The organism is Litoreibacter arenae DSM 19593, from assembly GCF_000442275.2.
In the GTDB taxonomy this organism is placed as follows: Bacteria; Pseudomonadota; Alphaproteobacteria; order Rhodobacterales; family Rhodobacteraceae; genus Litoreibacter; species Litoreibacter arenae.
In genome coordinates this window covers 229,591-248,788 of the sequence record NZ_KE557310.1, presented here as the reverse complement: position 1 = coordinate 248,788, position 19,198 = coordinate 229,591, and the positions used below count along the sequence as shown (strand labels likewise).

Annotated in this window: 16 protein-coding genes and 3 pseudogenes; 12 read left to right on the top strand and 7 right to left on the bottom strand. The window is 59.1% G+C overall.

The window, feature by feature from the left end:
* The first annotated feature begins 165 nt into the window (after positions 1–165).
* Genes THALAR_RS18115 through THALAR_RS08890 form a run of 3 tightly spaced genes read left to right on the top strand, consistent with a single transcriptional unit; the run spans position 166 to position 5,655 of the window.
* Positions 166–891, top strand: a complete 726-nt coding sequence (locus THALAR_RS18115; protein WP_083483434.1) for an ImuA family protein — start codon at positions 166–168, stop codon at positions 889–891.
* Positions 782–2,326 carry a Y-family DNA polymerase gene (locus THALAR_RS08895; protein WP_040818237.1) on the top strand — a complete coding sequence of 515 codons (1,545 nt, stop codon included), beginning with the start codon at positions 782–784 and terminating at the stop codon, positions 2,324–2,326. Before THALAR_RS18115 ends, THALAR_RS08895 begins: the two co-directional genes overlap by 110 nt.
* Positions 2,326–5,655, top strand: coding sequence for an error-prone DNA polymerase (locus THALAR_RS08890; protein ID WP_021101199.1), 3,330 nt, complete (start codon positions 2,326–2,328; stop codon positions 5,653–5,655). Before THALAR_RS08895 ends, THALAR_RS08890 begins: the two co-directional genes overlap by 1 nt.
* A 374-nt stretch (positions 5,656–6,029) precedes the next feature.
* Here the strand turns inward: THALAR_RS08890 and THALAR_RS18110 are convergent.
* Positions 6,030–6,308: pseudogene (locus THALAR_RS18110) on the bottom strand (transposase); the annotation flags it as partial.
* 68 nt (positions 6,309–6,376) lie between these two features.
* Between THALAR_RS18110 and THALAR_RS18105 the strand changes: the two are divergent.
* Positions 6,377–7,081, top strand: a pseudogene (locus THALAR_RS18105) (integrase core domain-containing protein).
* 30 nt (positions 7,082–7,111) lie between these two features.
* Here THALAR_RS18105 and THALAR_RS08880 read toward each other — a convergent pair.
* The 4 genes and pseudogenes from THALAR_RS08880 to irrA all read right to left on the bottom strand — a co-directional run.
* Positions 7,112–7,633 (bottom strand): annotated as a pseudogene (locus THALAR_RS08880) (SDR family NAD(P)-dependent oxidoreductase); the annotation flags it as partial.
* A gap of 124 nt (positions 7,634–7,757) precedes the next feature.
* Entirely contained in the window at positions 7,758–8,660 is a 903-nt protein-coding gene (locus THALAR_RS08875) for a nickel/cobalt transporter (RefSeq protein ID WP_021101194.1), read from the bottom strand.
* Positions 8,645–9,307, bottom strand: coding sequence for a DUF1007 family protein (locus tag THALAR_RS08870; protein ID WP_245622398.1), 663 nt, complete (start codon positions 9,305–9,307; stop codon positions 8,645–8,647). Before THALAR_RS08870 ends, THALAR_RS08875 begins: the two co-directional genes overlap by 16 nt.
* A gap of 28 nt (positions 9,308–9,335) precedes the next feature.
* On the bottom strand, positions 9,336–9,752 hold the full coding sequence (gene irrA, locus THALAR_RS08865; RefSeq protein ID WP_021101192.1) for an iron response transcriptional regulator IrrA: 417 nt from the start codon (positions 9,750–9,752) through the stop codon (positions 9,336–9,338).
* Positions 9,753–9,911: 159 nt separating this feature from the next.
* On the opposite strand from irrA, the gene fabA reads away from it, so the two are divergent.
* The 8 genes from fabA to THALAR_RS08825 all read left to right on the top strand — a co-directional run bounded on the left by fabA (position 9,912) and on the right by THALAR_RS08825 (position 17,066).
* Positions 9,912–10,421 (top strand): bifunctional 3-hydroxydecanoyl-ACP dehydratase/trans-2-decenoyl-ACP isomerase, encoded by a 510-nt coding sequence (gene fabA / locus THALAR_RS08860; RefSeq protein ID WP_021101191.1) that lies wholly within the window; start codon positions 9,912–9,914, stop codon positions 10,419–10,421.
* Positions 10,422–10,442: 21 nt separating this feature from the next.
* Positions 10,443–11,672 carry a beta-ketoacyl-ACP synthase I gene (fabB, locus tag THALAR_RS08855; protein WP_021101190.1) on the top strand — a complete coding sequence of 410 codons (1,230 nt, stop codon included), beginning with the start codon at positions 10,443–10,445 and terminating at the stop codon, positions 11,670–11,672.
* Positions 11,673–11,675: 3 nt separating this feature from the next.
* Complete coding sequence (locus THALAR_RS08850; protein ID WP_021101189.1) at positions 11,676–12,464, top strand: enoyl-ACP reductase FabI; 789 nt, start codon at positions 11,676–11,678, stop codon at positions 12,462–12,464.
* A 96-nt stretch (positions 12,465–12,560) separates the two neighbouring features.
* On the top strand, positions 12,561–13,343 hold the full coding sequence (locus THALAR_RS08845) for a metalloprotease (protein WP_021101188.1): 783 nt from the start codon (positions 12,561–12,563) through the stop codon (positions 13,341–13,343).
* A 54-nt stretch (positions 13,344–13,397) separates the two neighbouring features.
* Complete coding sequence (locus tag THALAR_RS08840) at positions 13,398–14,084, top strand: haloacid dehalogenase type II (RefSeq protein WP_021101187.1); 687 nt, start codon at positions 13,398–13,400, stop codon at positions 14,082–14,084.
* A complete protein-coding gene (locus THALAR_RS08835) occupies positions 14,081–14,902 on the top strand; it encodes an alpha/beta fold hydrolase (RefSeq protein WP_021101186.1) in 822 nt (273 codons plus the stop codon). Before THALAR_RS08840 ends, THALAR_RS08835 begins: the two co-directional genes overlap by 4 nt.
* Complete coding sequence (locus THALAR_RS08830) at positions 14,899–15,879, top strand: threonine ammonia-lyase (protein ID WP_021101185.1); 981 nt, start codon at positions 14,899–14,901, stop codon at positions 15,877–15,879. Before THALAR_RS08835 ends, THALAR_RS08830 begins: the two co-directional genes overlap by 4 nt.
* Entirely contained in the window at positions 15,876–17,066 is a 1,191-nt protein-coding gene (locus THALAR_RS08825; RefSeq protein ID WP_021101184.1) for an endonuclease/exonuclease/phosphatase family protein, read from the top strand. The genes THALAR_RS08830 and THALAR_RS08825 overlap by 4 nt, the downstream gene beginning before the upstream one ends.
* On the opposite strand, the gene THALAR_RS08820 is transcribed toward THALAR_RS08825, so the two are convergent.
* Both THALAR_RS08820 and pcaD read right to left on the bottom strand, forming a co-directional pair.
* Positions 17,035–18,255, bottom strand: a complete 1,221-nt coding sequence (locus THALAR_RS08820) for a TCR/Tet family MFS transporter (protein WP_021101183.1) — start codon at positions 18,253–18,255, stop codon at positions 17,035–17,037. The genes THALAR_RS08825 and THALAR_RS08820 overlap by 32 nt on opposite strands.
* A 39-nt stretch (positions 18,256–18,294) precedes the next feature.
* Positions 18,295–19,080 carry a 3-oxoadipate enol-lactonase gene (pcaD, locus tag THALAR_RS08815; RefSeq protein ID WP_021101182.1) on the bottom strand — a complete coding sequence of 262 codons (786 nt, stop codon included), beginning with the start codon at positions 19,078–19,080 and terminating at the stop codon, positions 18,295–18,297.
* Positions 19,081–19,198 lie beyond the last annotated feature (118 nt).

The window sequence follows — 19,198 nt, the reverse complement described above, 5'->3', positions numbered from 1 at the left end:
GTGTAAAGCAGGGATAAGGATGCACGAAATGGCGTTTTTCCATGCACACCTCATACTGACCTGGTGTGTGCCAATTTTAAACTGAGTTCGCTGTATGGTTAAGAGCTATTACTTGATGACTAACAATTGCAAGCCGGAACAAAAAGTGAACATTATGCTTTGTGCATGGAAAACGATTCTACATATGGGCAGGTGATCCAACTGCCACGGCGCAGGCCATTATTGTCGCAAAGCAAGCGGGATGCATCTGCCTTGCCGTCTTTGACGGATCTACTGACCCAAACGCCTGCCGATCCTTCTGCGACCGCGTTTTTGTCGGCAAAGCTCTCTCACACAACAAATCCAATCCTTTGGGTGCAGGATCATGCATCGCGCCGCGACAATGGTCATGTGTATGCGCCGGGTCTTGCCGGCTTTGGCATCCGTCAGCCGATCCTACAGGTTCGAGTGAGCCACCCCCGCGATGTGCTTTGGGCAATGGAGGAAGGCGCGGCCTGTCCAAGCTTATCCGCCGTCATAGGCGAAATACATGGCGCGCCTTCTGCCTTGGATTTTATCGCGACCAAGCGGCTTGCGCTGCGGGCCGATGGCTCTGGCGTGCCGGTGTTTTTGTTACGCAGCGGCGATCCTGGCGTGTTGAGCGCGGCACGCGAACGCTGGCGCATCACGTCCCTGCCATCAAAACCACACCCACACGACGCGCGCGCGCCGGGTCCTGGACAATGGGATGTGGACCTGTTTCGAACCCGTGGACGTGCGCCAGGGCGGTGGGTGGCGTGGTATGACCCGGACGCGAGCCACACAGCAGATCGTCTCCATTTGGCTTCCTGCTCTAACGATGGAGCGATGGAGAAGAGTGATAAGCCAGTACCGCACTCCACCAAAGGATGATGTTCCAGTTATTCTGTCATGTGACGGAACTCACGGCCCGGTGGTACAGTGTGTAAACGCTACCGCCCAAATCCGGGGCGTTAAACCCGGTGATCGTGTAGTCGATGCACAAGCAGTTCACCCTGACCTGCATGTTGAAGTTGCTGACCTGAAGGGCGATCAGATTTTGATGGATCGGCTGGTGCATTGGTCCCGGCGCTGGTGCCCCTGGACCGCGCAGGATGGTGCCGATGGGCTGGTGCTGGACATTACAGGCTCGGCCCATCTCTTTGGTGGGGAGGCTAGGATATTGCGCGATATCGTTCAACGCTTCGCCATGCAGGGGCTGACGGCCAAGGTTGCACTTGCCCCGACCCAAGGGGCCGCGCAGGCATTGGCGCGATATGCTCCGCAATACACGATATGCGATCCCCAGAACGTCGAAGCCCAACTATCGGCACTACCCGTGCAGGCCTTGCGTCTTGATGCAGACACGACACGCCTTCTGACACGACTTGGCCTGCGAACCATCGGGGCGCTGGCAGAGATGCCCCGTATTACCCTGATGCGGCGGTTCGGGCATTTACCGGCAGAGCGCAATCCGCTGATCCTGCTGGACCGGGCGACGGGTCATGTTCCCAGTCCGTTAAACGCGCCACCGGATCATATGCATTTTATCGCGCGGGCGCGTCTTCCAGAACCTGTCCTTGACCCGACCCCGCACCTGAACAGCCTGGTGGATGATCTTTGCACGCAACTGGCAAAGGCAGAGCAAGGCGCACGCCAACTGCATCTGACAATTTATCGGATTGATAGTGAATGCAGATCTGTGGGGGTCAATTTTGCCAAGGCAAGCCGTGATCCTGCGCATATTCTGCGCTTGTTCGACGGTGAAATCGACAAGATCGACCCTGGTTTTGGCTTTGACCTGCTGACACTTGAAGCTTTACGTGTTGAGCCTCTTTCACTCACACAAGATCGACTGGATGGTACCCGCGATACCAAAGCCGATGTGGCAGGATTGCTTGACCGGCTGACCGCGCGGCTGGGGCAGGATAAGGTGACATGGTCCACTTGGACCGAGACGCATAAACCCGAACGGGTCGAGGGGCGTGTCCCGGCTCTCACAAGTGCGCCTTCGGCAGCCGATGTTGCGATCCGCGAACGTCCCATCCGCATCCTCAAACCCGCCGAGGAAATCCACGTGATCTACGCCGTTCCCGAAGGACCGCCTTCGCAGTTCCGGTGGCGGCGTGTTGTGTATCGGACGGTAAGGCAAGCCGGACCAGAGCGGATTGCACCCGAATGGTGGCGCGATAAGCCCGGCACACGGTTGCGGGATTACTACAAGGTCGAGGTCGAGGATGGCCGCCGGTTCTGGATCTACCGCGAAGGGCTGCTGCATGATGGGCGTGGAGGTGACCCGCGCTGGTTTCTGCACGGGTTCTTTGCCTGATGCCTATGCAGGAGGGACATAAGCGTCGCACACTAGGCGAGGATGACGGCTTTGTCTGGCATCCGCCCAGCCCATATGTCGAGTTTGGCCTGGCCAGTTGCTTTTCCTTTCTCCGTGCCGCGTCCGATGCGGTTGACCTGACATCAACTGCCAATGTGCTTGGCTATGACAAGATCGGCATTGCGGACCGCAATACCTTGGCTGGGGTCGTGCGTGTTCACACCGAGGCCGAAAAGGCTTGCGTTAGCCCCTTGATAGGAGCGCGGCTGGTTCTGCTCTGCGGCACCGAATTGCTGGCCTATCCGCAGGATTGCAATGCCTATGCCCGGCTGTCTACGTTGCTGTCACAGGGCAAGATGCAAACGGCAGATGGGGCTTGGCAGGAGAAGGGAGAAACGCATCTGACATTGGATATGCTGGCCGCCCATGCGAAAGGTTTGCATCTGATCGTGATGCCTCCCGATAATCTGGACGTATTTGCGGCTGGTCTGCCGCGCTTGGTCAAGGCGTTGCCGGACATGCGTTATATTGGGGCGGCGTTCCTATATCGCGGGGATGACCGGGCGCGGATCAACCGGCTTGATAGTCTGGCGCATCAATATGGCCTGTCGATCTTTGCGACCAATGATGTGCTCTACCACGCGCCTAATCGCCGTCCTTTGCAGGATGTCATGGTGGCAATCCGCGAAGGCGTTGTCGTGCCGAAGGCAGGTTTTCTGCTAGAGGCAAATGCCGAGCGGCACCTCAAACCTCCTGCCGAGATGTGCCGTCTATTTGCCGATTGGCCCCATGCCATTGCAGTCACGCGGGCCTTGGCAGATCAGATCACCTTCAAGCTGACCGACCTGGCCTATGAATACCCCCATGAGATCGTGCCAGACGGCTCCACACCCATGCAGGAGCTGGAACGCCTCACTTGGGCGGGAGCGGCAGAGCGGTACCCAGACGGTGTGCCCGATCATGTGGTGCAGATTATCGGCAAGGAATTCGCTCTGATTGCGAGCAAAAAGATCGCACGGTATTTCCTGACCATCCATGACATTGTGCTTTTTGCCCGCGAAAAAGCCGACCCTCCAATCCTCTGCCAAGGGCGCGGGTCAGCGGCCAATTCCGCCGTCTGCTTTTGCCTTGGCATCACATCCGTGGACCCAAACGAACATAACGTCCTATTCGAACGCTTTTTCAGCGAAGAACGCGACGAGCCCCCCGATATCGACGTGGATTTTGAACATGAACGCCGCGAAGAGGTCATCCAGTATATGTATGGCAAATACGGCCGCCACCGTGCAGGGCTTTGTGCCACCGTGATCCACTACCGCCCCCGCTCCGCTATTCGTGAAGTCGGCAAGGCGATGGGGCTGTCTGAAGACGTAACGGGCAAGCTCGCAGGCACTATCTGGGGCAGCTTTGAAGGCCAGATGGACGATGAGCGCGCAAAGGAGGCGGGGTTGGACCTGTCTGACCCCTATCTGCGCATGGTTTTGAAACTGGCCAAACAAATGATTGGAATGCCCCGCCATTTGTCGCAGCATGTTGGCGGATTTATACTGACCGAACGCCCACTGACCGAAATGGTCCCCATCGGTAACGGCGCCATGCCCGACCGCAGCTTTATCGAATGGGACAAGGATGACATCGACGCGCTTGGTATCTTCAAGGTCGACATCTTGGCGCTCGGGATGCTGACTTGTATCGCCAAATGCTTTGATCTGCTTGATGCCCACTATGACCAAAGGCTGGAATTGGCGACGGTTCCTGTCGAGGATGATCTGCCCGACGATCAACGCCCCACCTATGATATGCTATGTCGTGGCGACAGTCTTGGCGTGTTTCAGGTCGAAAGCCGCGCGCAGATGGCGATGCTGCCCAAACTGCGACCCCGCCGGTTCTATGATCTGGTGATCGAGGTCGCGATTGTCCGCCCCGGTCCCATTCAGGGCGATATGGTCCATCCCTATCTGCGTCGCAGGCAAGGGCTAGAAGTCGTGGATTATCCAACTCCCGGCCCGGAGCATCCACAAGATGAGCTTGAGAACATCCTCAGCCGCACACTTGGCGTTCCGATCTTTCAGGAACAGGCAATGAAGATTGCACTGGATGCGGCGAAGTTTTCGCCGGCGGAATCAAACGAATTGCGTCGTGCCATGGCGACCTTCCGGTCTCGTGGCACAATCGAGACGCTGCAGTCCAAAATGGTCGGCAATATGATCGCGCGGGGCTATGATCCGGTCTTTGCGCAACGCTGTTTCGACCAGATCAAAGGGTTTGGCGAATACGGCTTTCCTGAAAGCCATGCGGCTAGTTTTGCCAAGCTGGTTTATGTCTCAAGCTGGATGAAATGCCATTACCCGGCGGCGTTTGCGTGTGCCTTGCTCAATTCCCAACCAATGGGGTTTTACGCGCCTGCACAAATCGTGCGCGATGCCCGCGATCACGGGGTTGAGGTGCGCCCGGTCGATGTGAATTACTCTGACTGGGATTGCACATTGGAGCCTTGTGGTGATGGCTTCGCCTTGCGGTTGGGGATGCGCTTGGTCGATGGGCTGCAGGACAGTGCCGTAGAGCGGATCATGGCCCGTCGCGATGCCCCGTTTGTCGACCTCGCGGACCTCAAAGAGCGCGCGGTTTTGGATGCCAAAGCTGTCCGCTGCCTATCGGCGGCCGATACAATGCGCAGCATGGGCATAGACCGACGGCAGGCGCTCTGGCAATCGCAGGCAATCAAAGACGCGCCTAGACTACCGATCTTCGCTCATGCGGATGCCGCACAAGAAGGTACCGAGCCCAAAGTTGACCTGCCCAAAATGCCCAAGGCCGAGCATGTGGTGGCAGATTACCAAACCCTGCGCCTCTCGCTCAAAGCGCATCCAATGGCGTTCTTTCGAGCCAGCCTGCGCGCGCAGAGCTATCGTTCAGCGTCAGAGCTTACATCCATGCGGCATGGTCAAAAGGTATCTCTCGCCGGGTTGGTTCTCGTCCGCCAAAAACCGGGCAGTGCCAAGGGGGTGTGCTTTATCACTCTTGAGGATGAGACGGGCGTGGCAAACCTCGTGATCTGGCCAAATATGTTCAAAACCTACCGCCCAACGATCATGTCTGCTCGGCTACTGGTAGTGAAGGGCCGCGTACAAACCGATGGCCACGTGATCCATGTGGTCGCAGATGATCTACAAGATCGCAGTGACAGGCTCGCAGGGCTATCCGATACGGCACTGGCCGCTATCACGACACGCGGCGACCATCCTACGCATCCTATTCCTGGACAGGTCGGGATCAGAGGGCACCCGCGCAATGTAAGGGTCATTCCAAAGTCGCGGGATTTTCACTAATCACTTAATATGATCGGTACGATCATGTTGCTGAAAGTAGGTATTGGGAGGTTTGCAGCGAAAGCTCCTTTATCCCACACTATGCGCTTCCATGGTTAAGGAACCCCGCAAACGCAGCGAATGTCTTGTGTGGATAGCTCCTGCATAGCAAGACATTTTTGAACTGATTTCGCACTGGTCAAAAGCAGACGTGTGTCCGGCCTATTTGCGCGGCACTCGTTGCCGCTGGCCCTGATGGTTTCCGCGACCAAGTCCAAAACGGCTTATCGAAAAATGCTAGGTCCTGGACATTCGACAGGTTGTCTTGGTTGGCGGGCTGACTGTGCGCCATCATTTCATGGGTCTTGCTGTTTCGGGTGTTCCTTTTCCTTCACTTAGACTGTGTGAGGCCGGTAGCATTCGTTCCTGGTCAGCACCGCCCACATAATCCGAGCGGTCTTTTTTGCAATTGCGACGGTCGCCAATCGAGCAGGTTTGCGATCAAGAAGGCCGATTGCCCATGGATCGACACGGGCAGGGTTCACTTTCATTTGTCGCAATCGGGCTGTCATCCCAGTCACCAAAAGACGCCGAATGTATCGATCGCCCATTTTTGTGATCCGTCCAAATCGTTCCTTTCCGCCACTCGACAAATTCAGAGGGGTCAGCCCCAGTAACCTGCCCCCCGAAACCTCCCGCGTTCTAATGTAGAGTTTGCTCAACGTTTCGAAGGAGCAACGAGATGCGAAAGAGCCGTTTCACGGAAGCGCAGATCATTGGGATGATCAAAGAACAGGAAGCCGGGATGCCGACAGTCGAGGTTTGCCGAAGGCATGGCCTGAGCCAAGGCACGTTCTACAAGTTCAAAGCCAAATACGGCGGTATGAACTGTCTGATGCCTACCGCTTGAAGTCGCTGGAGGCTGAGAACGCCAAGCTGAAGCGTCTTCTGCCGGACACCAATGCCGGTGGCGTTGCGGCCAGGCGAGCGTTGGTTGTTGGACTTCCTGTCCGACACGTTCGGCGCATCTCGCAAGTTCCGCATTCTGACCGTGAATGATGATTGTTGCCGTGAAAATCTGTGTCAGCGATAATGGGACAGAGTTCACAAGCCGGGCATTCTGAAGTGGGCAAACGACAACGACGTTGACTGGCACTACATCAATCCTGGCAAGCCGCAACAGAATGCCTTCATCGAGTCATTCAACGGAAGCCTACGGGATGAGCTGCTGAATGCGGAGTTGTTCGACAGCTTGGACGACGCGCGAAGGAAACTGGCGATCTGGCGATCCGATTGCAAAAACGTCAGGCCGCATTCATCTTTTGGAAATGAAACACCTGCTAACGTGCGTCGAGCGCTTGAGCAATTTGAGGGCTCCGCGCCCGACGCGCTTGCCCAAACTGACGACGAAGAATATGAAACCCAAATCCGCAAACTCCCCTTATGAATGAGAGAGCCTCGGGGGGCAGGTCACTCTCGGTCCAAGTTCCGTCGCCGCTTCGCGGGTAAGGGCAGCCAGTGCGGCTTTCGAACAAGCATAGGCTACACCTGCGAACGGATGCACCCGCGATCCCGCGATGGAGCCGACATTGACAATTGTTCCTTGCCCCCGCTCAAGCTCCGGCAACAGATCACGCATGAGCGCCGCAGGCCCGATGAGGTTGACCGCCATCACCTGCTGCCAGAGCTGTTCGTCGCTGTTCGCCACGCCCATGCGCTCACCGCCCGTGCCTTTCGGGGATATTCCGGCATTGTTGACGATGGCATGAAGGCCTTCGCCGCCCAAGCGGTCCCGTATTTGCGCGATCATCTCGTCACGGGTAAGGGGGTCTGCGAGATCGCCCTGAATATGATCCTCGGCGCCCGCGTGCCAAGGGCAGCGCGTATCGAAGGCAGAGCGAGACACCGTCAAAACACGCCATCCCGCTGCTTGGAAAACCTTGACGGTTGCGTGACCGATGCCCCGGCTTGCCCCGGTCAAAAGTAAGGTTCGGTTCATGTTCACTCCAAATGCTCTGGTTCGCAAAATCATTGGTATAATGCGTGTGGCAGAGCTTCGGGATCAAAGTAAGCCTAAACCAAGAGAATGTCTGTTGCACTTTTTGGGGGTCCACGCGCGGCCCTCACAATGCGCGGAGCAGCAACCCAGCAGCAATCGTAAATACCAGTAGTCCAGCAGCAAGTTCGATCAAGGGGACAAAGTGCGTGGCAAATCTGGATGACGAGAAAGATGCCAACATGCCTGACCGCATCGTCACCGCCGCAATCCCGACGCTAATGGTCACGATTGCGGTGCCCAACGCCATTGCAAAAGCTCCGGCAATGCCGGCCATCGCGATGCCCATTTGCCAAGTGATAACCAGCACGAAAAGCGCACCTGTGCAGGGGCGTACTGCGATGCCTGCAATCAGTATCAAAGCGTCACGGAGGGAGGTCGCTTGCTGCACGTCAGAGATGCTCGGCCCGTGTTTGTGCCCGCATTCCGAACAGGTGCCATGATCATGGTGCGTGTGGTCGTCATGCTTGGTGTGGTGAAGTTTCGCGAACTTTCGCAACGCCCGCACTGACAACCACATGCCAATCGCCCCGATGGCGGCGTAGCTTACAGGGGCCATATAGTCCTCTGCCGCGCCAATCAGTTGACCTCGGCTAAAGCTGAATATCAGCACACCGGCATAGACCAAGCCGATAGCGGTGAGCGCCTGACCAAGGCTTGAGATCAACGAGATCACAGATAGCCGCAACCATGGTACCTGACGGCCCAGCCCGTAGCCGCCGATCAGCACCTTGCCATGGCCGGGGCCGACCGCGTGGAAGAAGCCGTAAGCGAAACACAGTGTCATCAGCAGCGCCAATGCCCCGGAATCGCCGCGTCGCAGCGCTCGCAAACTGCGGGCAATCTGGTTTTGGAAGTCGCGTTGCTCCCCCGCAGCCCATGCGGCGACGCTGTCAAAGCCGCCACTGCTCCACAGCCAGATCAGGGCGATCACGGCGGTGGTGACAGGAATAACTACAAGGCGGGGCATGTTACGCGGATGTCGGTGGCGAACTCTCCGCCAATTAAGGGAATGTCGTTCTCTTCAAGGTCGGCATCCGCGTCCAAGGTCAGAAGCAGTGCCTGCATCTGGGCAAGTTGCCCGTCGATATCCGGCTCGACGCGCTGGAATGTGCAATCGCTGCGACCGCTGACTTTGACCGGAAGCGTCATGTCATAAGCTGTGTAGTGGGACGGATCGAAAGCTTTCAGCGAGACAGTGTCCCCTTCGATCGCAGGCGTGCCCGAGACCTCGCGCAGATGTGTCGAGATGATCCGTCCGTCCACCATATCTGCCGTCGGCTCCAGCGGTCCGGACAGGGTCAGCACCTTGCCACCCAGCACAACCTCCAGATCGCCGGCGTAGCCTTCCACCCAGTCGGCATCGAAGCCGGTGAGATGGTCGCGCTCCAGATCGGTAAGCTCACCGTCATGGTCGGGGTCCAGCTTGTAGTCCTCCGCCAAAAACAGTGAATAGAGGTCGTCATATTTCCATGTCACCTTGACATGGGTCAGCTTGCCTTGATTGTCGAAGATGATCTCAAGCCCCGTATCAACGAAGATATGTGGATGAGCGTTAGCGGGCACCGTAACGGATGCCAGCAGCATAGCGACAAGGCCAAATCGTGGGAATGTCATTCGAACAAGCTCCCCAAGTGCCGTGTGGTCAGGTCCGGCGCAAGCGGATGACGACGTCAACCTTGGCAATTTCGGTGCCTTCGGGCGCGTCCGGCAGGGCTGCGATTTCCAACTGCTCTTTCGGGGCGTCGGTCAGATGGCCGTCATCTTCCCAGAAGAAATGCGGGTGATCATCCACGCGCGTGTCGAAGTAGCTTTTGGTGCCGTCGACCATGATCTCGCGGATCAGGCCAGCGTCGGAAAACGCTTTGAGGGTGTTGTAAACCGTCGCCAAAGACACGCCTTCGGAGTGGTTTTTTGCGGCGGCATGAAGGCTTTCGGCGGTGATGTGACGGTCCTTCCCGTCGCCGACCAGCAACTCGGCCAAGGCGACACGCTGACGGGTCGGGCGCAATCCGGCCCCTGCCAGCCATTGTGTTCCGCGCTGTGTTTCTACCGATGTCATGAGCCATATTCCCTTTGCTTGCTTTACATATAGGGCGCCGCACCCCCATGTTTCAAATGAAAATCAGTCGCAGTTGGTCAGATGGCGGCCCTTGCACGCAATTAAGTGCCGATGCTAGGTGTAACATAAGGAAACAATACGAGATATGGGGCAGGTGTAATGAGCGATTACCCAACGAGCTTTGACAGGGACGCACTTCTGAAATGCGCGCGCGGCGAGTTGTTCGGCCCGGGTAACGCGCAGTTGCCGGAGCCGCCCATGCTGATGATGGACCGGATCACTGACATCTCCGGCGATGGTGGCGCACATGGCAAAGGCCATGTGATTGCCGAATTCGACATCACGCCCGACCTGTGGTTCTTCGAATGCCACTTCCCCGGCAACCCGATCATGCCCGGCTGCCTTGGCCTCGACGGCTTGTGGCAACTGACCGGCTTCAACCTGGGCTGGCGCGGCTGGCAGGGGCGCGGCTACGCGCTGGGCGTGGGTGAAGTGAAGCTGAAAGGCATGGTGCGGCCAGACCGCAAGATGCTGACCTACAAGATCGACTTCACCAAGGCGATCCAGACCCGCCGCCTGACCATGGGCGTAGCGGACGGCATCGTGGAAGCGGACGGCGAAGTCATCTACGAAGTCAAAGATATGAAAGTCGCTCTTTCCGAGAGCTGAAGTCCAAAGAGGAGCACGCCCATGCGTCGCGTCGTCGTTACAGGTCTGGGGATTGTATCCCCCATCGGCAATAGCGCCGAGGAAGTCACCGCAGCTTTGAAATCAGGCACCTCCGGCATCGTCGCCTCGCCGGAAATGGCGGAGCACGGGTTTCGCAGCCAGATCGCAGGTACTTTGAAAATTGACGTGACCGATCATGTCGACAAGCGCCGCCTGCGCTTTATGGGGCCGGGAGCGGCTTACGCACATATCGCGATGGAGCAGGCGATAGCGGATGCGGGGCTTGAGGAAAGTGACGTCATCAACCCGCGCACTGGCTTGATCGCAGGCTCCGGCGGGCCGTCTACGTCGGCCATGTTTGCAGCGCACCAGTCGGTGCTGAAAACTGGCGCAACCAAGCGGATCGGGCCGTTTGCCGTGCCGAAATGTATGGGCTCGACGATCTCTGCCAACTTGGCGACCGCGTTCCAGATCAAGGGCATCAACTACTCGATCACCTCCGCCTGCTCGACCTCGCTGCACTGCATCGGAGCCGCGTCAGAGCAGATCGTGATGGGCAAGCAGGACGTCATGTTCGCAGGCGGCGGCGAGGAGTTGGACTGGACCCTGTCCTGCCTGTTCGACGCGATGGGCGCGATGTCCTCGAAGTATAATGACACGCCTACGAAAGCCTCCCGCGCGTTTGACGCGGACCGTGACGGCTTCGTCATCGCGGGTGGCGGCGGCATCGTGGTGTTGGAAAGCCTTGAACACGCGCAAGCGCGCGGGGCAAAAATTTACGCCGAGGTTACCGGTTTTGGCGCGACATCCGACGGCGCCGATATGGTGGCCCCGTCCGGTGAAGGCGGCGAGCGGGCGATGCGTCTGGCGCTGGACTCGATCCCCGAGGGCCGCAAGGTCAGCTACATCAACGCGCATGGCACCTCCACGCCCGTGGGCGACGTGGGCGAGGTCGAAGCCGTGCGCCGCGTATTTGGCGAGGGCAGCACCCCACCGATCAGCTCCACCAAGTCGATGACCGGCCACTCGCAAGGGGCAACCGGTGCGCAGGAAGCCGTCTACTGCTTGTTGATGCTGAAGGACGATTTCATCGTCCCCTCGATCAATGTCGAGACGCTGGATCCGGCCCTCAAGCCGGAAGAAATTGCCACCAAGCTGGTGGAAAACGCAGGTCTGGACACGGTAATGACGAACTCCTTCGGGTTCGGCGGGACCAACGGGTCCATGTTGCTTTCAAAGTTCAAGGAATAAGAAATGGCAGGATTGATGGACGGCAAGCGCGGCCTGATCATGGGGGTCGCCAACGAGCGGTCCATCGCGTGGGGCATTGCCAAGGCAATGGCTGATCAGGGCGCGGAACTGGCGTTTTCCTACCAAGGCGACGCGTTCGGCAAACGGGTGGAGCCACTGGCTGCTTCCGTGGGGTCTGACATCTTGGTGGATGTGGACGTGACCGACGACGACTCGCTCGACGCGTGTTTCAAAACGCTGGAGGACAAGTGGGGCAGTCTTGATTTCGTGGTCCACGCCATCGCGTTTTCGGACAAGAACGAGTTGGCGGGCCGGTTCATCAATACGTCCCGCGAGAACTTCAAAAACTCGCTGGTGATCAGTTGCTACTCCCTGATCGACGTCGCCCGCCGTGCGGCCCCGTTGATGAAGGACGGCGGCACGTTGCTGACGCTGACCTATCAAGGCTCCAACCGTGTGACGCCGTTCTACAACGTCATGGGTGTGGCCAAGGCGGCGCTTGAATCGACCGTGCGCTATCTGGCCAATGACCTTGGCCCGGACGGCATCCGCGTCAACGCAATCTCCCCCGGCCCGATGAAAACGCTGGCGGGTGCTGCCATCGGCGGTGCGCGCAAGACCTTCCGCCAGACCGAGGCGAACGCCCCCATGCGCGCCAACGCGACGCTGGAGGCCGTGGGCGGCACCGCCGTCTATCTGGCGAGCGACCATGGAAGTTGCACCACCGGCGAGATTATCCGTGTCGATGGCGGCTACCACGTGCTGGGGATGCCGCAGCCGGAAAACCTGTAACACCTGTGTATTGAGCCAGATTAGCGCCCGCTCGTAGTCCTTTTTTGGCCATGATGCGCCTGTTTAACCCAGTTTGAAATGTAATGAGGATTGGCCATGATGACACTGCTGGCGGCCTGTATTCTGTGCTTTTTGATGCTTTACACCCTGCGCGGCGGACTAGTGTCCGATCGCGGGTTGACGGTGGTTGGCATGGACGTCCAAGGCCTGGGGCTTGGCGCGTTGGCCTTCGTGGCAGCCGCTTGGTACTTCGGGCCGCTCTATGGCGTGGCCATTGTCTTCTCGGTCATGATCCATGAATTCGGCCATGTGGCAGCCTTCCGTATCGCGGGCCATCACGATGCGCGGTTCCGGTTGATCCCGTTAATGGGTGGCGTGGCGATCTCCGACACCGAGCCCGAAACCCAGGCGCATGATTTCTTTATCACCTTGATGGGGCCGGGGATTTGTCTGGCCCCAATGGCGCTGGCCTACGCGCTATCCGATGTGGTCGCGCCCTATTCACCGCAAGCGGCGGAGTTCCTTTGGGTCTTTGCGATCGTCACCGGTGCGCTTAACTTCTTCAACCTGCTGCCGTTCTGGCCGCTGGATGGCGGGCGCTGCCTGCGCATCCTGACGGATACCTTCGTGCCTGGCGCGACCAACTTCATCACCATGGCGATGAGTGCCGCATTCGCCGCACTGGCGGTAGCGATGCAGTCCTTGGCACTGTTGTTCTTCGCTATCATGGGCGCGCAATCGCTATTCTCGTGGTCGGGCGCCTGGGTGCAGCGAAAGCGCATGACGAAAGGCCAGGGCGTACTTGCGTTGGCTGCGTATCTGTTCACCGCAGGCGCACATTTCTGGGGCGGCTTCACCATGTTGGCCCGCTACCTTTAGACGTTTTCCTCTCGCGTTGGCTGTGCCAGTCTGCGTCCAAAGCCGGAGGATCCCATGCCAATCACTACATGCATTTTCGACGCCTATGGAACGCTGTTCGACGTATCCGCTGCTGCGCGGCTGGCTGCCGAGGAACCGGGCCGTGACAACCTCGCGGCCTGTTGGCAGAAGCTGGCAAGTGATTGGCGTCTCAAGCAGTTGCAATATACGTGGCTCCGGGCGGTCACCGGCGACCACGCCGATTTCTGGGATGTGACGCAAAACGGGCTCGACTGGGCGATGGAGGCGAACGGTCTGGACGACCCGGAGTTGCGCGAACGCCTTCTGGCGCTCTACTGGGAATTGCGCGCTTACAAGGAGGTCCCGTTTATGCTGGCGCATCTGAAAGCGGCGGGCTTGAACACGGCGATCTTGTCCAACGGCTCGCCCGATATGCTGGACGGGGCGGTCAGCTCGGCGGGCATCGCCGAAAATCTGGATGACGTTTTATCGGTGCAAAGCGTTGGCGTTTTCAAGCCCCACGCGTCGGTCTACGACTTGGTCGGCAAGCGCTTCGGCTGCGCCAAAGACGAGGTGCTTTTCGTATCCTCAAACGGTTGGGATGCCGCCTGCGCGACGGGCTACGGCTTCACCACCGCATGGGTCAACCGCGCGGGCGAGCCATTGGATCGTCTGCCATGGCAACCGGCGCACATCCTCAGTGACCTGACGCCCATTCCAGAACTGGCAGCTTCGCTATGAGCAAATTTACTACCGCAGACGGCATCTACTTGCACTACACCGACGAGGGCGAGGGCCTGCCTGTCCTTTGCCTTGCGGGCCTGACCCGCAACAGCAGTGACTTCGACTATGTCGCGCCGCACCTTGATGATGTGCGCCTGATCCTTATGGATTATCGCGGGCGCGGGCAGTCGGACTGGGCCGATCCGTCCACTTACACGCTGCCGCAAGAAGGGCAGGACGCTTTGGCGTTGCTGGACCATTTGGGTATTGAGAAGGCTGCGATCCTGGGGACGTCTCGCGGCGGGATCATCGCCATGGGGCTTGCTGCGGCGGTGAAGGAGCGCCTGCTTGGAGTTTGCCTGAACGACATCGGGCCAGACATTTCCGAGGTTGGTCTGGACGCGATCAAAGCATATCTGGGCCGCCGCCCGACATTCAACACGATGGACGAGGCCACAATACAACGCGCGAGGCTAATGGTGGGGTTTGAGGGCGTGCCGGAGTCCCGTTGGCGCGAGGAGGCCGAGAAACACTACATCGAGAAGCCGGACGGTTTGGATATCAACTACGACCCGAAGCTGCGCGAGGCCGTGCTGGAGGGCTCGCAAAACCTGAACCCCGACCTCTGGCCGTTCTTCGACGCATTGGACGGCTTGCCATTGGCGTTGCTGCGTGGAGCAAACTCGGACCTGCTCACCCGGGAAACCGCTGCTGAGATGGAACGGCGCAGACCGGATATGCTCTCCGTCGAGGTGCAAGGGCGCGGCCATGTTCCTTTCCTTGACGAGCCGGAATCCCTGCTGACGATCAAGGCATGGCTGGAGGAAATGCGATGAACATCGACATGATCGAAGCAGCGGCCAAGCGCATCGAAGGCCACGCGCGGCGCACGCCTTTGCTGACCTCGCCCTTTATCGACAAAATCGCGGGGCGGCGGGTTTTCGTGAAGACCGAGGCCTTGCAGCACACCGGCTCCTTCAAGTTTCGCGGGGCGTGGTCGGCTGTCTCCGCGCTTGAACAGGACGCCCTGAAAGCAGGCGTTATCGCGTTTTCCTCCGGCAATCACGCGCAGGGCGTGGCTTTGGCGGCGCGGGAGTATGGCACCAGCGCGGTTATTATCATGCCCGCCGACGCGCCTGCGATGAAGATCGACAACACGCGGGCTTTGGGCGCGGAGGTTGTTTTGTATGACCGCGACACCGAGGACCGTGACGAAATAGGCGACCGCCTGTCCTCGGAACGTGGGCTGACCCTCATCAAACCGTTTGACGAGCCTTTGGTGATCGCGGGTCAAGGCACGGTCGGATTGGAAATTGCAGAACAAGCGGCGGAACTTGGCGCAGATGCGAATGACGTTCTGGTGTGCTGTGGCGGTGGCGGTCTGACGTCTGGCATCGCCTTGGCGCTGGAAGCCAAAGCCCCGAGCCTGCGGGTGCGACCGGTGGAACCGGAGCATTTTGACGACGTCACCCGCTCGCTGGCCGCAGGCGAGATCAAGCGCAACGCCCGCACCTCCGGCTCGCTTTGCGACGCGATCATCACGCCGCAGCCGGGGAATGTGACCTTTCCGATCCTCAAGCGCCTTTGTGGCCCGGGCCTTGTGGTGCCGGAAGAGAACTGCCTGCGCGCCATGGCGGTGGCCTTCTCCCGCCTGAAAGTCGTCCTGGAGCCCGGCGGCGCGGTCGCATTGGCCGCCGCGCTGTATCATGGCGACCAGATCGACGGTGATGACGTGATCGTTGTGGCCTCTGGCGGCAACGTGGATGCGGAGGTGTTCCAGATGGCCCTGACCAAGTACGGACAAGACGCATGACCGATTTCACCATTGCGAGCTTCAACGTCAAAAACCTGATCGGGCCGGATCAGGAATATTACCGCTTTGAGAAATACACACCGGAAGAACATGCATGGAAGGAAGACTGGTTGGCCGATCAGGTGTTCACGCTGAACGCCGATATCGTAGGTTTTCAGGAAATCTTCGACAAAGCCCCGCTGCAACAGGTGATTGCCGAAGCCGACCGGCGCGGCACCGCATCAAACGAGGACGCGGTGCCGGATCGCTCCAAGCGCTATGCCCGCAAGGCGATTTTTCGCAAGCTGGCCTATACGGATTACGCGCAGGCGCATCTGGCCTTCGCGCCCAATCTTAACGACGGGGAGCCGGGCGAACGCCGCCCCGGCCTCGCGATTTTGTCGCGCTACGGGTTTGTCGGGAAACCCGAGGTGATCCAGGAGGTTGACCCCGATCTGGTGATCCCCTTCGCCATGATGGGGGAGGGCAGTGGCGGCTCTTTCCGTCTGGATCGCCTCTCGCGCCCGATTCTGAAAGCCCGCATTCCGGTGGGCAATCAGGTTATCACCGTGTTCAACTGCCATCTGAAATCCAAACTTGGCGAATTCATGCGTCCCGAAGGCGGCGGGCCGCCTCCAGAGGCGGACTTGGTCAACTACGACCCCGTTGGCCGGGCGCTCGGCTCCTTGCGTGCCGCGACGCGCCGGATGGCGGAGGCTTGGGTGCTGCGCCAACTCGTCGTCGAGGAAATCAACAGCGGCAATCCGGTGATCGTCTTGGGCGATCTCAACGATAGCGACAACGCCGTCAGCTCCGAGATTATCGCCGGTGAACGCCCGTTCAAAAACTACGCATGGATCAGGCGGCATGACGCGAAGCGGGCCAACGACCGCTATACCGACGAAGAAAACGAGATCATTCAGGCCAAGATCGAAGCCGTGCGCCTGGAAAGCTGCGAAAAGCTGTTCGTGCGCAAATCGCTGCGCGATATGGTCTACACCTCGGCTTTCGGTGGGGTTTTCGAGAGCATCGACCAAATCCTGCTATCGCGCCATTTCACCGGCGGGCAGGGGCAAATCGGGGAGATGTCCTATTTCTCGGTCTTCAACGATCACCTCACCGATGGCTCCCACGACGAGGCACCGTATAACAAACTAGCCTCTGATCACGGGCAAATCATGGCGCATCTGCGCCTATGGGACGGGTAGAGGCGCGGGCAACGATGGCCCACGAGACCAGCATCAAACCCATCGCCAGCAGGAACGCGGCACCGGGCAGGAAGAACAGAGCGTCGTCGCCCGTGAAGTAGGAAAACACGCGGGTGAACACCAACGGCGCGAAGATCATCCCAAGCGCGTTGATCGAGGACATAACCCCTAGCAATTCGCCCTGTTGGTTATCTGCGGCACGCCCCGACATGACCGCCTGCAAGGCGGGGCCAACGACTGCGCCAAAAGCGGCAAGGGGTGTCAGGAACAGCAACACCCGCCCGTCCGAGACAAAGGCCATCATCGCCAAGGTGCCTGCGTTGTAAAGCAAGCCCCAATACACGGTTTTCGCCTCACCCAGCTTGGCGATCACCCAGCGGATCAGCACGGCTTGCGTGACTGCCATCGAGATACCGTAGATCGCCAGCGACGCGCCAATGACACCGGGCGACCAGCCGAAGCTGGCGGCGGTGTAATAGGCCCAGATCGCGGGATATACCATATTGGCGATCTGGTAGAAGAAATAGACCAACAGCAGCGCCCCAAGGCCGGGCAGGGCAGTGATGGCTTGCAAGCCCCCGACCGGATTGGCGCGGCTCCATTTGAACGGACGGCGTCGCTCTGGCGTCACCGTTTCCGGCAGCACGAAGTAGCCTAGCACGAAATTCCCGCCCGCGAGCAGTGCCGCAGCCCAGAAGGGCGCGCGTGGCCCAAGCTCTGCCAGCAGTCCGCCGATGACGGGGCCAAGAACAAAACCGACGCCGAACGCGGCGCCGATCAGCCCGAAATTCTGTGACTTCTTTTCACGCGGGGAAACGTCAGCCATGAAGGCGTTTGCCGTTGCATGGGTCGCGGCCGTGACACCGCCGATAATGCGCCCGATCAGGAGCAGCCAAATCGTGCCTGCCAAGGCCATCAGCACATAGTCCAAAGCCATCGCGGCGTTTGAGGTCAACAGCACAGGACGCCGCCCGAAGCGGTCGGAGAGGGAGCCGACCGTGGGGGAGCACATAAACTGCATGAACGCGAATGCCGCTGACAGGATGCCGCCCCAAACTGCCGCACCCGAGATGTCGGTTTGCCCGACATCCTGAATGAGTTGCGGCATCACCGGCAGGATCAACCCGATGCCCATGGCGTCGATCAGCACTGTGATCAGGATGAAGGTGATCGGCAGGTTCCGCGTCATAGCGGATTACATGCAGACCGCAATCAGATGAGGCAAGCGTTACGTATGGCCAATGTCGCGCAAGAACTGCGATAGTAACGCCGAAAACTCCTCGGGCTTGTCGACACACGGTAAGTGGCCCGCGCCACGGATCAACTCGAACCGGCTGCCTTTGATAATCCCAGCCGTTTCGCGCACGAGGTCCGGCGGGGCCGCTCTGTCTTCGCTTCCTGCAATCGCCAAGGTTGGAAGCGTTAGTGCGGCGGTGGTCGTGTAGAAATCCGTCCCTGCAATTGCTGCGCAAGCGCCCAAATAGCCCTGCTCGGGCGTGTCGGTCAGCATCTTTCGCCAGAGGGTGAGCTCCGGCGTTTTGCGAAATGCGGGCGAGAACCATCTCGCCATAACCTCGTCGGCCATTGCCTCCAGCCCGTCCGCCTGAATGGCCCGCATACGCTTATGCCACATATCGGCATTGCCTAATTTCGCGGCGCTGTTGGACAACACCATGGCGCGTATCTGGTCCAGCCGTTTCGTCGCCAGCCCCTGCGCAATCATCCCGCCGATGGACAGTCCGACAAACACGCAATCCCGCACTTTGAGATGGTCGAGCAACGCCTCCGCGTCGCGGATTAACGCCCCCATGGAATAGGGTGCGTCCGGCACGTCGGAGGCCCCATGCCCGCGCATGTCGTAACGGATCAGTCGCAGGTTTTGCGGCAGCAGAGGGATCACCTTGTCCCAGACCTCCAGCGTGGTTCCCAGCGAGTTGGAAAACACCACCGGTGCGCCGGCAGGGTCGCCATCTTCGACGACGTTCAGCGCGATATGTCCTAGGTCCAGTTTCAAGTCGCTGCCCCCTCTTTTGGCCTTTCGTATTAACGAAAACCTATTCGTGCGACATCTAATTCGCAAAATGCACTTGCGAAAGCGCGTCTCGGCGGGGACTGTTCGGTCATAACCGATG